General features: G+C 71.4%; 10 protein-coding genes. 7 read left to right on the top strand and 3 right to left on the bottom strand.

Translation table 11 applies throughout. The features are described from left to right. Positions 1-47: 47 nt before the first annotated feature. Positions 48-803 carry a protein phosphatase 2C domain-containing protein gene (locus ABD691_RS04375; protein ID WP_344678076.1) on the bottom strand — a complete coding sequence of 252 codons (756 nt, stop codon included), beginning with the start codon at positions 801-803 and terminating at the stop codon, positions 48-50. Between the two features lie 90 nt (positions 804-893). Here ABD691_RS04375 and ABD691_RS04380 point away from each other — a divergent pair, with 90 nt between their 5' ends. The 3 genes from ABD691_RS04380 (at position 894) to ABD691_RS04390 (ending at position 6345) form a co-directional block, all read left to right on the top strand. Then, positions 894-3755: an ATP-binding protein gene (locus ABD691_RS04380; RefSeq protein WP_344678077.1), complete on the top strand. Its 2862-nt coding sequence runs from the start codon at positions 894-896 to the stop codon at positions 3753-3755. Between the two features lie 351 nt (positions 3756-4106). Beyond that, positions 4107-5315, top strand: a complete 1209-nt coding sequence (locus ABD691_RS04385; RefSeq protein WP_344678078.1) for a S8 family peptidase — start codon at positions 4107-4109, stop codon at positions 5313-5315. Between the two features lie 175 nt (positions 5316-5490). Then, positions 5491-6345, top strand: a complete 855-nt coding sequence (locus ABD691_RS04390; protein ID WP_344678079.1) for a S1 family peptidase — start codon at positions 5491-5493, stop codon at positions 6343-6345. 81 nt (positions 6346-6426) lie between these two features. Here the strand turns inward: ABD691_RS04390 and ABD691_RS04395 are convergent, their stop codons facing one another. Further along, on the bottom strand, positions 6427-7476 hold the full coding sequence (locus ABD691_RS04395) for an Lrp/AsnC family transcriptional regulator (RefSeq protein WP_344678080.1): 1050 nt from the start codon (positions 7474-7476) through the stop codon (positions 6427-6429). A gap of 53 nt (positions 7477-7529) precedes the next feature. Between ABD691_RS04395 and ABD691_RS04400 the strand changes: the two genes are divergently transcribed. Beyond that, the gene (locus tag ABD691_RS04400; RefSeq protein ID WP_425564973.1) at positions 7530-8120 is read left to right on the top strand and encodes a papain-like cysteine protease family protein; all 591 of its coding nucleotides are present in this window, start codon (positions 7530-7532) and stop codon (positions 8118-8120) included. Between the two features lie 5 nt (positions 8121-8125). Then, the gene (locus tag ABD691_RS04405) at positions 8126-8875 is read left to right on the top strand and encodes a hypothetical protein (RefSeq protein ID WP_344678081.1); all 750 of its coding nucleotides are present in this window, start codon (positions 8126-8128) and stop codon (positions 8873-8875) included. Positions 8876-9100: 225 nt separating this feature from the next. Here the strand turns inward: ABD691_RS04405 and ABD691_RS04410 are convergent, their stop codons facing one another. Next, on the bottom strand, positions 9101-11878 hold the full coding sequence (locus ABD691_RS04410; protein ID WP_344678084.1) for a helix-turn-helix transcriptional regulator: 2778 nt from the start codon (positions 11876-11878) through the stop codon (positions 9101-9103). Positions 11879-12625: 747 nt separating this feature from the next. Between ABD691_RS04410 and ABD691_RS04415 the strand changes: the two genes are divergently transcribed. Continuing rightward, positions 12626-14329 carry a class I adenylate-forming enzyme family protein gene (locus ABD691_RS04415; protein WP_344678086.1) on the top strand — a complete coding sequence of 568 codons (1704 nt, stop codon included), beginning with the start codon at positions 12626-12628 and terminating at the stop codon, positions 14327-14329. 29 nt (positions 14330-14358) lie between these two features. Then, a complete protein-coding gene (locus tag ABD691_RS04420) occupies positions 14359-15432 on the top strand; it encodes a methyltransferase (protein ID WP_344678087.1) in 1074 nt (357 codons plus the stop codon). Positions 15433-15435: the final 3 nt, after the last annotated feature.

The raw sequence follows: 15435 nt of genomic DNA on the forward strand, positions 1-15435 counted from the left end.
CCAATCGTTACGGGCCGTCAACGAATCACCCGAAACCGCGTGACGCCTCAGAACCTGATCAGGGCGGCCGTCGCATCGTCGTGGCGCTTCCCGCGCTGCTGGCCGGCCGAAACCTCCGCCGCCCGGACCCGGGACAGCAGCTCGCCCGGACCAGCGGAGTCCAGCAGGTCCAGCAGGCCCGCCCAGTCGGACAACCCGAACCGCTCGACGTACCGGGAAGCACCGTCGCTGAGCACCGCCGCGCGAGGAACCTCGGACACCGCAACGCTGCCGCGCACCGCCTCGAACGCGGCATCGGGATCGGTGCTCGCGACCCAGAAACCACCGGGCTGGTTCCGGCACGCGGCAACGGTTTCCACGTCGTAGCCAGGCAGGTGGTCGAGCCGGTCGTCGACGACCGCGCGCACCGCGCCACCGACGTCGAGCAGCACCGGGCTGTCCGCGAGCACCAGGTACTCGACCACGTCCGCGCGCAACCGCAGCATCGACACCGTCGACGAAGGACTGGACGGGTTGCCCAGATCGCAGTTCCCGAGGTGCTCCGCCCGGACCCGCTCAATCGCCGAGGCCAGCACGTCGGCGAGCGGCTCGTCGCGCAGCGCGAGGTTCGTCGCCAGCCCGGCCGCGAGGTTGCGCACCAGCCACGGCACGTCGTGCACGCACCCGCTGTCCACCACCGCGGGCGCGGTCGCGCCGTCGAGCACCACCACCCAGGACGGCCCGGCCACCACGAAGTCCTCGTTCACCGCTCCCGGAGCGGCTTCGGTCGCGCAGGTCACCTGCATTCGGCTCGCTCCGGTCACGCCGGACATTGTCTCCCTTGCCGGGATGCCGGCGGCCTGTGTAGCTTCCTGCGCAACTCGCCGCGCCCGAATCCCGGTCCCGGAGCCGCCATGCCCGAACCCCAGCCGAGTCGTGGTCGGCGCCCCGCGCGCGGGCTGGTCGGCCGGGCCGACGAGCTCCGCAGGCTCGTCGCCACGGTCGCGCGGCGGCCGTCGGTCGCGCTGGTCGAGGGCGAGGCCGGGATCGGCAAGACCAGGCTGGTGCGCGAGCTGCTGGACGCCCCGGAGCTGGCGCGGCACGCGGTGCTGCTCGGGCACTGCCACCCGATCCGCGAGCCGTTCCCGTACGGGCCGGTGCTGGAAGTGCTTTTGCAGGCCGGGGACCGGTATCCGGCACCTGAACGGCTCAACCCGGTCGTCGGCGCGCTGCGCCCGTACCTGCCGGAACTCGCGCACCGGCTGCCGCCCGCGCTGGACCCGCTGCCCGATCCGAGCGCCGAACGGCACCGGCTGTTCCGCGCGGTCCGCGAGCTGCTCGCCACGCTCGGCCCGGCCGTGCTCGTGGTGGAGGACCTGCACTGGGCCGACGACGGTTCCCGCGATCTGCTGCGGTTCCTGGTCGACGGCCTGCCCGACGACGTCGCCGCGGTGCTGACCTACCGCCGCGAGGACCTGCCGGGGCGCGGCCTGCCGTTCGGCCAGGCCTACCGCCATCCGGTGGGCACGACCAGCGCTGTCATCGCGCTCTCCCCGCTGGACCGGCACGACACCGCCACGCTGGCCGCCTCGATCCTCGGGCGTCCGCACCTGCCGCCGGAGCTGGCGACGCGGCTGCACGACCGGACGGCCGGAATCCCGTTCGTCATGGAAGAACTCCTGTGCTCTGTGGCAGGCGATCCCGAAGCGCTCGACGACGTCGAAGTGCCGCTGCTGCTGCGGGAGGCGATGGCAGACCGGATGGCCACCCTACCCGCGGCGACGGTGACCTGCGTGCGCGCGGCGGCGGTGCTGCGGACGCCCGCGACAGAGGAACTGCTCACCGCGGTCGGCGGGCTGGAACCGGCCGAGGGCCGGGTCGGCATCAAGGAAGCCCAGCACGGCGCGGTGCTGCACGAACAGGACGACGGCCGCTACGGGTTCCGGCACGCCCTGGCCCAGCAGGCGGTCTACGACAGCCTGCCCGGACCGGTCCGGCGCGACCTGCACCGCCGGGCGATGGCCGCGCTGACCGAGCAGCAGCCGGTGCCGCTGGTGCAGCTCTCCTACCACGCGCGGCAGGCGGGCGATCTGGAAGCGTGGCTGCGCCACGGCGAGTCCGCGGCGGACCGGGCGGGCGCCGTCGGCGACACCGCGATCGCCGTGGAGGTGCTCGAAACGCTGTTGTCGGACCCGCTGCTGCCGGGAGAGGCGCGGGCGAGGCTGGCGGTCAAGCTCAGCCGGGCGGCGGTGATCGGGCTGTCGCACCGGCGGGTCGTCGGCCTGCTGCGCCGCGTGCTCGACGTCGGTGACCTCCCGGAGGGCGTGCGCGGCGAAGTCCGGCTGAACCTGGGGCTGCTGCTGATGAACCAGGCAGGCGAGGTCGTCACCGGCCTCGCCGAGATCCAGCACTCGGTGGCCGAGCTGCGGGAACGGCCCGCGCTCGCGGCCCGCGCGATGGCGGCGCTGGCGCACCCGAACGCCGAGGGCATCTCGATCACCGAGCACGAGCGATGGCTCGAACGCGCCGAACAACTCGCGACCCGGCAGGAGAATCCGGTCGTTTCGGCGGCAGTGCTGTGCACCCGGCTGACCTTCCGGATGGGAATCGCCGACCCCACCGCGTGGGAAGAGGTGCGGGAGCTGCCCGAGCAGCACTGCTCGGTCGCGATCGCCCAGCAGGTCTCCCGCGGCTACGGCAACCTCACCGACGCCTGCACCTGGCTCGGGCACTACGCGGCGGCGCAGCGGTTCATGCGCAACGCGCTGGATCTGGCGCAGCACAGCGGCAATCCGCTGGCGAACGGCATGGTGGAGGGAACCCGGCTGCGGCTGGACTGGGCGCTCGGGCGCTGGGAGGGCCTGGCCGAGCGCGCCGGGCGGTTCCTGGAGACCACCGCCTACACACCGCCGATCGCCGGTGACGCGCGGCTGGTGCTCGGGCTCCTCGCGATCGCGGTCGGCGAGTGGGACCGCGCTGCGGAACACCTGCGGCCGACCGGCCCGACCGGCAACGGCGAGGGCGACGCACCGCTGAACGCGGCGGTTTCCGGCGCGCTGGCCCGGTTGCTGGTCGCGCAGGGGGACGTGGCCGGTGCCTGCGCGGAGGTCGACCGGGCGGTGAACCGGTTGCGGCACAAGGGAGTCTGGGTCTGGGCGGGTGAGCTGGGGCCGAGCGCGGTCGCGGCTTTGGTCCGAGGTGGACGGTCCGCCGACGCGCACGACCTGACCGCCGAGTTCGCGGCGGGCATCGCCGGGACCGACTCGCCGCTCGCGGACGCGGCGCGGGAGGCCTGCGAGGGCGTCCTCGCGCTGGCGGAGCAGCGCCACCTGCGCGCGGCGGAGCTGTTCTTCCAGGCCAGGGCGGGTTACGCCGCGCTGCCCCGGCCTTACTCGGCGGCGCGCGCCGGGGAAGCCGCCGCCCGCTGCCGCCTCGCGGCGGGCAAGCCGTCGGCGTCGGAGGAACTGCGCGTGGTGATCGAGGAGTTCACCGCGCTGGGCGCGACCCGCGACGCCGCGCGCTGCCGGCGGGTGCTGCGCGGCGCGGGGATGCACGTGCCGTCCAACCGGGGCCGCCGCGGTTACGGCGCAGAACTCTCGCCGCGCGAGCGGGAAGTCGCCCAGCTGCTGGCGAAGGGCCGCACCAACCGGGAGATCGCCGAGGTGCTGTTCCTGTCGACCCGGACCGTCGAGCAGCACGTGGCGCGCGTGCTGCGCAAGCTCCAGGTGACGTCCCGTCGCGCCGTCGGCGAGTCCTTGGTCGGGCACGACCTGTAGCGGGGCGGCCGGTCCGGCGGCTTCGCGGCAGGGCCGGAGTCGGGCGAAAGGGCCATGCGAACGCCGATCCCGTGATTGCTGGACCCGGCGCGAGCACCCGATCCCTCAGCCTCCGACCCCAGCACGAGCACCGATCCCGCGACTGCCGCTGGCTGCCCCCAGCCGACGAACCCCACCCAGCGCCCGCCAACGCGAGACCCCAGCGAAACCGCCGTGCGAAGCCCGATTCCGCGCGCCCGGCCTCCCGCCGAGCTCACCGATAAGTGGCAACTACCTACCGTTCCCCGGCTTGTTCCCCGCACTCCTCCACCCGATCGTGAAGCGGTCATCGCTCGATCGAACGGAGGCACGATGCGACAACGGCACCGGCGGTTCCCCTTCCGGCTCACCCTTGGCATGGCGGCTGCCGCAGGACTGGTGCTGACCGCCGCGCCCGCGCAGGCGACCGGCGAGATCGTCAACGCCAACGCGCCCGGCACGCTCGCGGACCAGTACATCGTGGTCCTCGACGGCGCACCGTCGGCGGCGGGCGAGGCCCAGGTTCGGTTCTACGCGCAGGACCTGGCCGGCCGCTACGGCGGTTCGCTCGGCCACGTCTACTCCGCCGCGCTGCGCGGTTTCTCGGTGCGGATGCCCGAGCAGCAGGCCCGCAGGCTGGCCGCGGAGCCCGCGGTCAAGTACGTCCAGCAGTCCGGGATGGTCCGGGCGGCGGGCACCCAGCAGAACCCGCCGTCGTGGGGCCTGGACCGGGTCGACCAGCCCGACCTCCCGCTCGACGACGCCTACACCTACCCGAACGAGGGGACCGGCGTCACCGCCTACATCGCCGACTCCGGCATCCGCGGCACGCACAAGACGTTCGAAGGCCGCGCCGAGGACGGCTACGACTTCGTCGACGACGACGCCACCACCCAGGACTGCAACGGCCACGGCACGCACGTCGCGGGCACCGTCGGCGGCGAGGACCACGGCGTGGCCAAGGACGTCTCGCTGGTCGCGGTGCGGGTGCTGGGCTGCGACGGCACCGCACCCGACTCGGTCGCGCTCGCGGGCCTCGACTGGATCGCCAAGAACGCGGCGAAACCGGCCGTGGTCAACATGAGCCTGACCTTCGACACCGTCGACGAGGCCCAGGAGGAAGCGGTCCGCAACGTGGTCGGGGCGGGCATCACCGTCGTGGTGGCGGCGGGCAACAGCGGTGCGGACGCCTGCCAGGCGAGCCCGGCCCGCGTCCCGGAGGTCATCACGCTCGGCAACAGCGACGAGCGGGACCGCCGGTCGCTGTCGTCCAACCACGGCAGGTGCCTGGACCTGTTCGCCCCCGGCACCAACATCACCTCCGCCTCGCACAGCAGCGACGACGGGTCGGCGACCATGACCGGCACGTCGATGGCCTCCCCGCACGCGGCCGGAGCCGCCGCGCTCTACCTGTCGACGCACGCGCAGGCCGCCCCGCAGGAGGTGCAGGAAGCACTGACCGGCAACGCGGTCCAGGGCAAGATCGGCGACCCCGGCGCCGGATCGCCCAACCTGCTGCTCAACGTCGGCAAGCTCGGCTGACTCCGCGCCGCACCCTGCCATGCACGCGTCCACAGTGGATGCGTGCATGGCTTTTTCTTTGCACCACCGAACATTCACCTTTAATTAGGTGTCGCTACGCAGGCTCGCCCGCATTGTTACCGCACCCGTGCCGATCGAAACTTCTTGGGACACAACGACAATGCGAGGAGTCACCATGAAGACCGCCCACAAGGCCGGGATCGTCGCCCTGGCCGTCGCGGCCCTGACCACCCCGCTGGCCGGCTCCGCGGTCGCGAACGGCCCCGACATCCGCCCGGTCGCGCCGATCGACGACGCCCCGGTCCCGCCCGGCTCCGGCGTGCACCCGGAGTTCATCGGCGGCGAGCCCGTCTCGGTCAAGGACCACCCGTACGTCATCGCCGGGCTCCGCGAGGGCGGTACCCGGCCGCAGGGGCAGACCTGCACCGGCTCCGCGATAGCCCCGCGCAAGATCCTCATCGCCGCGCACTGCGCCGACGCCGAGGGCGAGAAGTCGTTCGTCTACGGGCTCGACGACCTCAACCAGGGGCAGATCAGGAAGATCCCGGTCGTCGAGTACCTCAAGCACCCGAAGTACGTCAACTTCGACCAGGGCTACGACGTGGCCGTGGTGACCACCGGCGAGGACATCCCGGTCCCCGAAGGCGGTTTCGCCAAGGTCGCGACCTCGGCCGACACCGGGCTGACCGAACCGGGCAAGCAGGGCTTCGGCCTCGGCTACGGCAAGAAGAACGTCGACGACTCCCCCGCCAACGTCGAGCTGCACCGCGGCGACCTGCCGATCGTCGACGCGGCCACCTGCTCGCAGTCCGGACTGCAGGTCAACGGCGACCTGATGGTCTGCACCGGCACCGAGAGCGGCCGCCCGGTGCAGATCCTGCCCGGCGACTCCGGCGGGCCGCTGGTCGTCGACGGCACGGTCGTCGGCGTCGGCTCCTGGAGCGCTTCGGACTGGTCCTGGTACAGCATCTACGGCCGGCTGAACAACGAGATGGGCGACTGGGTGCAGCAGCAGATCGCCCGCCCCTGAAGCGCCGTCGCCCCGGCCTCGAACCGCGCATCAGGGCCGGGGCGAAGGACAGTCCGAAGAGGACGCTCAATGAGTTCGTGGTCAGGGCGCGACCATCATCGGCAGCCTGCCGACGGCCACCCCGTCCTCGTCCAGCAGCCGCCCGAGCCTTTTCGGCATGTGCAACGTGATCGCGCGCTCCAGCACGTGGATCGACGGGCAGCGCCGGGAGATCAGCGCCTCGAAGTCGACGCAGTCCGACGGCGTGCGCAACCACGCGCACAGCAGCAGGTTGTAATCCCCGGCCACTGCCGCGCACAGGCGGGTTTCGGGCAGCGCCGACAGCGTCCGCCCCACCTCGTCGAGCCGGTCGGCCGGTGCGTTGATCCGGTAGTTGGCGATCACCGGCCATCCCGCGCGGCCGTTGGCGATGTCGCAGCGGAAGACCAGTTCCCGGTTGCGGACCATCCGGCCGATCCGGCGGCGCACCGCCGACTCGCTCATCCCGCAGTCCCGGGCCAGTTCCGCGCAGCTGCGCCGGGCGTCGGCGGCCAGCGCGCGCACGAGGGCGTCGGCTCCCGGGGTCCGGCCGCCCTGCGGTTCGGCGGTTCCTGGTCCGCCCAGCCGCGCCCGCTGCTCCGGGGTGAGGGCCCGCGCCAGCCAACTGCTGCCCTCGCGGTAGATGCGGGCGCAGACCGCGACCCGCGTCGAGAGCACCCCGGTCAGGCCGCCCAGCCCGGTCGACACCACGGAGTCGAGCTCGTGCAGGTCGTGCGCGTCGATGCCGAGGGACAGCTGGTAGGGGCCGCTGGTGCGTTCGACGCTGAACGCGCACGGCCAACCGCACAACCGCTCGGTCAGCCCGAGCAGCGCGCCCGGGCGGCAGACCACGTCGACGTAGCCGATGGTCAGCGCGGGCAGCGTCTGGTAGGCGGTCAGCCACGCCAGTCCGGTCGCGGTGAGCCGCTCCCAGCGCCGCGCCGCGGTCGTCGCGTCGACCCCGATCGCCGCGGCTATGCGCGTCCAGGGCGCCCGCGGGCACATCTGCAACGCCTCCGCCAGCGCCAGATCCGCCTCGCCCAGCTCGGCGGAATCCGGCGCACCCGCGCGGCCACCGGGGGAATCCGGCGATTCGGGGGCGCTGACCGACATGCCCTGCATTGTTTCCCGATCGGTCGAACCTGCCAAGTTCGAAGGAGCGACAAGTGAAACGGAACGGCTTGACCCCGCGCCGGCTGGCGGTCTCGTGCGCGGTCGCGGGCGCGCTGACCTGCTCGGCCGCACCGGCCTCCGCCACGGCCATCCCCTTCGGGGACCTCGAAATCCGCATGCAGGAGCAGGAGAAGAGCAACTGGTGCTGGGACGCCAGCGGTAACACGATCGCCGATTTCTGGGGGCATCAGCTGACCCAGACGGAGTTCTGCCAGATCGCGCACAACGAATCGGGCGACGACTGCGCCAACGAACAGGGCTATCTCAGCGACCAGCAGCGGGTGTTCCGGTACCTGGGCTTCTCCAGCGCGGGCACCTACAACGACTGGGGCGAGACGCTCGACTACGGCGCCGTGAAGCAGGAGATCGACGCGGGCCAGCCGATCGGCACCCGCATCCTGTGGACCTCCGGCGGCGGCCACATGCACGTGATCTACGGCTACGACGACGCAGGCGGGCGGACCACGGTCTCCTACGGCGACCCGTTGCAGGGCGCCGAACGCTACAACTCGATGGACCACGACGCCTACCTGTCGAACGGCGAGTTCTCCTGGACCCACACCGTCTACGGAATCAGGGGGTGACCGCGATGAGGAGGAAGCTGTTGTTCCACAGCGTGATCGTGGCTTTCGGGGCGATCCTGGCCGGCGCCTACCCGGCCGCCGCGACTCCGTCCGAGCCTCCCAGCGCGGAGGACTTCGCGGCCATCGGCGAACAGTTGCGCAGCGAGACCACTGTGGACAGACTGGCTGGAACGGTGTTCCCGCACAGCCCGGAAGTCGCGCCGGAGGTGGCCAAGCGGAACGCGCGCGTGGACGCCGGCACCCTGATCCCGGTGTACGTCCCCACCGCGGACTTCGTCGCGGGCAGATCCGGTGCGCCGACGCGGCTCGCCTACGTCGCGGCCCCGGCGACGACCGGCAACGGCTCGATCGCCACCGTGTGGCTGCACCGCGACGGTGGCAGCTGGTCGGTCTACAACGTCGCCTCCGGCGACCTGGAGAGCCGGTACGCCGCCGAGGCGGGCGGCGGCCAGCTGCTGCACGAACCGCAGGTCGGCGCCTGGTACTCGGTCAACGGCGACCGGGTCACCGTGCTCGACGGCGCCTCGATCGGGGTGGCCGAGGGCACGGCGATGACCGTCGCCGAGTACCGCGCGGCGCTGCACGACCGCTACGGCGACAAGCTGCCCGGCTCGGACTACGCCCGCTCCGGGGCCGCCGGTGGCTACGGCGGGCACAGCTGGTCGTTACCCCCGGTACTGCCGGCCGCCGCCGTCGTGCTCGCCCTGGGCGGTGCGATCGCCCTGCCGCTGATCCGCAGGAGCACCCGGCGTTGATCCCGCGTCGCCCTGGTCCGCTTGCCCCCAACGCGGGCCAGGGCGATTTTCCGCTGCCACGAGCGGAAAAGCAGTTGCCGCGCCTTCCCCCCAGGAAGCGCGATCGCGTCCACCCACCGCGGTCGGATCCCGTCACCGCAGCGGCGCTCTACCCGGGTGTGCCGAGGGTCCGCCGCCACCGCCGTCGCCTGCGGCACCACGTGCTCGAACCCGGGGAGCGACCGCTCAGGTGTGCTGCCCGCTGCCGCCCTTGAGCAGCTTGCGGGTGAGTTCGACCCGGCTGGCCACCGACAGCTTGGCGAAGCTGTGCCGCAGGTGACTGTCCACAGTGTGCGGTGACAGGTTCAGCTTGAGCGCGATCGCCCGGTTGGTCAGCCCTTCGACGACCAGCCGAACCACCCTGGTCTCCGAGCGGGTCAGCCGCTGCCACTCAGCGGAGGTGTGCTCCCGCAAGGGCTCGTCGGCAACGCCGGCGCTCCGCCCCGGTAGAGCGCTCTCCGCGCGGGCCTCCAGCCGCGCGGCCCCGCTGCTGCGGTAGAGATCGCGAGCTTCCTCCAGCAGCGCCACCCGGCTCGACCCGGTCTCGACCCGCCCCAGGTCCTCCAGCGCCTCGGCCCGCAGCAGCGGACGCGGGCTGGCGCGCAGCCGCTGCACCGCCTGGCGAAGCAGGCTCGGGTCGCCGCGCAGCAGGCCCTCGGCCTGCAACGCCGCACCGAGCAGCGACGACGACTGCGGGTTCAGGTCGGCGACCTCGCGCGCGGTCCGCATCACCGCCCGCGCCTTCCGGTGCTTTCCCAGCCGCATTCCCAGCCGGACGCTCCACACCGCGAATCCCGGGTCGTGCAACAGCAGACCGCGCCGCTTCGGCAACTCCGCCCAAATCCGCTCCACTGTCTCCAGCGCCACGTCCGGACGGTCCCTGGCCTCGAACAACTGCGCCAGGGACCACGCCAGGACGTCGACGTGATCGCATTCCTCGGTGGCCACGAGCTGGTCCGCCCGGTTCAGGTGGGCCGCCGCGTCGCCCATCCGACCCTCGTGCAGCGCGAGCTCCCCGAGCAGCGCCAGCAGGTGCACCATCGGCGCCACCACGTTCGCCTGCTCGGCCAGCTCCAGGCCCTTGAGCGCCCGGTGGTGCGACTCGGCGAGCCTGCCGCTGGCGCGGGACAGCTCGGCCCGGCAGAGCTGGTAGTAGGGCTGCGACCAGCGGGTGCCCATCCGGTTGGCCTCCCGGATCCCCCGGTCGCAGAACGAGGCCGCCTCGCCGAACCGGTCCGCGGCCACCATCGTCCGGCACACCCACAGCCGCGCGTGCCGGTGCAGGGCCTCGCCGCGCAGGGTGTCGGCGATGCTCACCGCTTCCAGGCCCAGCCGCATGCCGCGGTCGATCCGGCCGCGCAGCCGCTCCACCACTCCCTGAGCCGCGGTCCCGCACGCGCGAGCCGCGCCCGAGCCACCCCGCGTGCTGTGCTCCACGGCGCCGATCGCGTGCTGCTCGGCGGCGTCCAGGTCGTCGGACGAGATCAGCGCCCACGACCGGATCGCCATCAGGTCAGCGCGCTGGGATTCCGAGAGGTTCGGCTTCCGCAGCGCGCGGGCGGTGTACTCGAGGACGCTGCCGTTGCGGCCGGTCACGTACAGGGCCTCCGAAAGACCCAGCAGCAGCGCCGCTTCCTCCTCGTCGTTGAGCTGGTGCAGCAGCCTGCGCTCGGCGATCTCGGTGGCGTCGGCGATCCGGCCCGCGGTGGCCAGCAACCGCACCGCCTCGGCGACCAGCGAGGCAGGCGACTCGTCGTCGCCCAGCACGTCCAGCATCCGCAGGATCATGTCCGCGGCCGTGTTCGGCGACATCGGGGCGACCTGCTCGACGGCCTCCCGCAGCGTCCGGACCGCCTCGTCGGAACTCACCTGACCGCTGCGGATCAGGTGCTCGGTGGTCTCCACCGGCGAGCAGCCCGCCTCCTTCAGCACGGTCGCGGCCTGCCGGTGCAGCCCGGACCGCACCGGCCCCTGCAGTCGCTTGTAGAGCGCCTGCCGGAGCAGGTCGTGCCGGAAGGCCAGCGCCGGTCCCTCCTCGACCAGGATCGAGGTCTCGATCGCCTCCACCACGCGGGGAATCAGCTCGGAGACGTCTATTCCGGACAGCATCGACAACTCCTGGACGGTGAACGGCCGCCCGAGCACCGACGCGATGGACAGCAGCCAGCGCGTCTGCCCGCACACGCACCGCAGGTGCTGCTCGACGGCGTCGGCGAAACCGCTCGGCAGGTCCCCCGCGACGACGGTGGCCTTGCCGTCGACCATCCGCACGTGGCCGTCCTTGCGCAGCGTCGTGAGCAACTCCTCCAGCAGGAACGGGTTGCCCGCGCATTCCCTTGCCATGCGGACGATTTCCGGCCCCGGCTCGGTCCCCAGCAGTTCGGTGCACATCCGGAGGGTGTCGGCGTCGTCCAGCGGACCCACGCGCTGCAGCCGCGCCCCGTCCCGCAGGAGCTGGGCCAGACTGCGGGAGACGTAGCTGTGCGTGTCCGTCGGCCGCTTGCTGAACAGGAAGAGCACCGGGCACTGGTGAGTGGAGATGGGAACGAGGTTGCGCAGTACCAGCAACGTCATTTCGTCGGCCCAGTGCACGTCCTCCAAGGACAGCACCACCGGGCCGCCGGAAGCCCACTCCTCCACGCAGGACTCCAGCGCGCGGACCAGCAGCAACGGGTTGGATTCGGGCACCGACGAACGTAGAACGGATTCCGCTCCGGGTATTTCCGCCAACAGTTTCTGCAATCCCGCCAGGGGCAGCAACCGGTCCAACTCGGTCGCTTTGCCCGACGCCACCGAAACACCCGCCGCACGTGCCTGGTCGAGTGCGACGTCGATCATCGTGCTCTTGCCGATACCTGGCTCCCCCTCTAAAATTATGCAACCTCCGGTGCCCGCTCGTACTCCTTCCAGCGCGGCCTGCAGTTCGGCCATGCACGAGTCGCGGCCTATCAGATGGAAAACCATCGATCCTCCCAGCAAGCACAGTACGCAAAGCACACAGCGCGTACCCGGACTTAGTCATCTTGCTACCGGGAAGACAACAGGCCACACCACCGTTCGTGTGTTCGTTCGGCCGTTCGTGTGTTTACTCGCCGAAATCAGAAGTCCGGGCACAGCGCCGATACCACTGTTAACCGTACAGCCCCGGAAGTGTCATGGCCCGGCCGACGAAGTGTCGATGGGCGTTCGCGCCCGGCGAACCCGCTGGCCACGGCGTTGGCAGCGGGTCAACGGGTAAACCCGAAGTATTCGGTTCCCATTCAACACCCGGAGAACTGCTCAATTGAGCGACGCCGGAATTATGCCGATGCTCATACCGCACACCGCGGGCGGTGGCGCAGCGCAGCGCGTATAGTGTCGCGATTACCGGCAGCCCGGGTGAGTCCCGGATCGCAGGATACACACGCCCGAGCGCCGAATTCAATACGACCGGATGCCGAACCGCGTCCGCCGGATGCCGGTCCGGAACGGCATGCGGGTCCGCGTGGAATAATCCGCTTGAACCAAACGGACCAAACGCGGCCGAAGCAGCGCCGAGCCGTTCCCCATATATCCGCGAAGCAATGATTAACGCCACATCACGACATCATTTAACGCAGGGTAGCCACCGCGACGGGCCGGCACCCACGATCACGCAAACACGTGATGGCCTGCCGGGGCGTATCCGGCCAGGGTAACGAGCGGATCCGGACTTCGGTGGAGTGGAGTGTCATGCGCATGAATACCTTCAACACCATCAGAGCCACCGCCGCGACTTCCCTGCCCGACCGGCTGCGCCTGCTGGCCGATCGCCGCCTCGGCGCGGGGAACTTCCTGGACAAGGTGCGCGCCGTGGCCAAGCACCCGGACGAGCCCTTCCTGTGGTTGCCGGGCACCGTGCGGGGAAAGTCGCAGATCGAACGGCTCAGCCTGGAAGACCTCATCCGCATCCGCAACGCCCACGCCGCGTGGTACCACGCGGCGGGCGTCGGCAAGGGCGACCCGGTCGGCGTGTACCTCGGTGACGGCATCGCCCCCCTGCTGCAGTTCCTGGCGCTGAGCTCGCTGGGAGCCATCCCGGCGCTGATCAACGAGCGGATGCCCCCGGAGATCGCCGCCGAGTACCTGGGCCGGGTCGGCGCGGTCGGGCTCACCTCGGACCGGGCCGGGCTGGAGGCCGTCCGCGCGGCAGGCGGCACGGCCCGCCTCCGGTTCACTGTGGACACTTCGGAACTGCCCGCGCTGACCGAGCGCACCGGCCCGCTGCCCGCGGCGTTCCCCTACCAGCACGCCGACGAGGACCTGGTCATGCTCTGCCACACCTCGGGCACGACCGGCGCGCCGAAGGCGGCGACCTTCGCGCACAAGCAGTTCTTCATCGGCAAGCGGTCCCGGCTGGTCAAGTTCCCGCCCGCGCGCCGGAACCGGATGCTGTCGGCGCTGCCGCAGACCCACTCGGCGGGCATCAGCTACCTGATGACCGCGATCCTGCTGGGCATGCCCACCTACGTCATGAACGACACCTCGGGCAAGGCGGTGCGCGAGGCGATGGCCTTCTTCCGGCCGACCATCGTCACCGGCTTCCCGCAGACCTACAGCGAACTCGCCACGCTGGAGCCCGACACCAAGGGCAGCAGCGAGGTGCACACCTGGATCAACACCGGTGACTCGGCGCACGAGGCACACATCCGCCCGCTGATCCAGCAGGGGCGGCGGCCGGGCCTGTGGGGGTCGCGCCCCGGCTCCCGGTTCATCGACGGGCTGGGTTCCTCCGAGATGGGCATGGCGCTGTTCCGCAAGGTCAGCGAGCCGGAGACGGTGAACTACGGCCGCTGCGTCGGAAAGCCCGTGGAGGTCGTGACCCGCGCCGCGGTCTTCGACGACGAGGGGCGCGAGCTCGGCCCGGGCAACCCCGGACGGCTCGGCGTGCACACCCCGACGGTCACGCCCGGGTACTGGAACAACACCGGCCAGACCACTCGTTCCTCGCTCTACGGCTACTGGCTGACCGGCGACGTCGTCTACCGGGACGCGCAGGGCCGCTTCTACCACCTCGACCGGGTGCCCGACGTCATCCACACCGCCACCGGCCCGGTCTACAGCCTGCCCGTGGAGGAGGCGATCCTCGCCAACGTGCCGATCGTGCAGGACTGCGCGGTCGTCGCCGTGACCGACCCGGACTCGCCGGAGCACTCGGTGCCCTTCGCCAGCGTCCGCCTGGACCCGGCCAAGCCCGAACCGGAAGACCCGAAGGCGCTGATCAACGCCGCGCTCAGCCAGAACGGGCTCGCGACGGTCAACGGTGTCGTGGTGGCGCGCACCGCGGCCGACTTCCCCACCGGGGCGACCGGGAAGGTGCTCAAGCGCGCCCTGCGGGAGCGGTTCGCCAACGCCCTGACCGACGCGAACCTGCCCACCGAGAACTCCACGCGATGAACGACAAGCACGACACCGGAAGGAACACGATGTCCGACAACGCCCCGCTCGTGTCCACGACCGACCAGGAAGTGCTGCCGCAGCTCGGTTCGGCGCGCGAGGTCTCCCCGCACACCCGGATGTACGAGTTGCTCTACAGCTCGCTGGTCAGCAGGTTGCTGATCACCGCGGCCGAGCTCGGCATCGCGGACCACCTGGTGGACGGCGAACGCGACGTCGAGGACCTGGCCCAGCGCACCGAGTCGCACGGCCCCTCGCTCTACCGCGCGCTGCGGGCGCTGGCCAGCGTCGGCGTGTTCACCGAGGTGCGCCCGCGCGTGTTCGGCCTGACGCCGCTGGCCGAAACGCTGCGCAGCGACAGCGAGGGCTCGATGCGCGACCTCGCGAGGTACGTCGGCCTGCCGGAGCGGCAGGCCGCCTTCGCCGCGCTCACCCACAGCGTGCGCACCGGCAAGCCCTCGTTCGACCACGTGCACGGCACCGACTGGTGGAGCTACTTCCAGGCCCACCCCGAGCTGGCGGCGCTGTTCAACGGGGCCATGGGCAACATGGCCAAGATGGTCAACGGCGCCACCCTGGACGCCGTCGACCTCTCCGACGTCCGGCACCTGGTCGACGTCGGCGGCGGGCGCGGCTACCTGGTCAGCAAGCTGCTGGAGCGGTACCCGGAGATGACCGCCGTGGTGTACGACCTGCCCCGCGTGGTCCCCGAGGCCGAGCAGGTGCTGCGGGAGGCCGGGGTCGCCGACCGCGCCCGGGCCGAGGGCGGTAACTTCCTGGAATGGGTGCCCGAAGGTGGCGACCTGTACGTGCTGTCGTGGACCATCCACGACTGGAACGACGACGACACCGTGCGCATCCTCAGCAACATCCGCCGGTCGATGACCGACGACAGCAGGCTCATCATCATCGACGAGGTGCCGCCCGCGGGCGACGCACCGCACTTCGGCAAGTTCGAGGACATCGTCATGCTCTCCCTGCTGCGCGGGCACATCCGCACCCGCGAGGAGTTCCTGCCGCTGTTCGAGAAGGCCGGCCTGCGGTTGCGGGAAGTGCGTTCCACCTCCGCGCCCACCAGCGTCATCGTCGTCGTTCCCGCGTGATCC

It is taken from the genome of Saccharopolyspora taberi, assembly GCF_039534165.1.
Lineage (GTDB): Bacteria > Actinomycetota > Actinomycetes > Mycobacteriales > Pseudonocardiaceae > Saccharopolyspora_D > Saccharopolyspora_D taberi.

Bases quoted from the DNA above. Each gene is read 5' to 3' on its own strand.
- ABD691_RS04380 (WP_344678077.1), top strand. From the start codon at position 894: ATGCCCGAACCCCAGCCGAGTCGTGGTCGGCGCCCCGCGCGCGGGCTG.
- ABD691_RS04385 (WP_344678078.1), top strand. From the start codon at position 4,107: ATGCGACAACGGCACCGGCGGTTCCCCTTCCGGCTCACCCTTGGCATG.
- ABD691_RS04390 (WP_344678079.1), top strand. From the start codon at position 5,491: ATGAAGACCGCCCACAAGGCCGGGATCGTCGCCCTGGCCGTCGCGGCC.
- ABD691_RS04395 (WP_344678080.1), bottom strand. From the start codon at position 7,476: ATGTCGGTCAGCGCCCCCGAATCGCCGGATTCCCCCGGTGGCCGCGCG.
- ABD691_RS04405 (WP_344678081.1), top strand. From the start codon at position 8,126: ATGAGGAGGAAGCTGTTGTTCCACAGCGTGATCGTGGCTTTCGGGGCG.
- ABD691_RS04410 (WP_344678084.1), bottom strand. From the start codon at position 11,878: ATGGTTTTCCATCTGATAGGCCGCGACTCGTGCATGGCCGAACTGCAG.
- ABD691_RS04415 (WP_344678086.1), top strand. From the start codon at position 12,626: ATGCGCATGAATACCTTCAACACCATCAGAGCCACCGCCGCGACTTCC.
- ABD691_RS04420 (WP_344678087.1), top strand. From the start codon at position 14,359: ATGTCCGACAACGCCCCGCTCGTGTCCACGACCGACCAGGAAGTGCTG.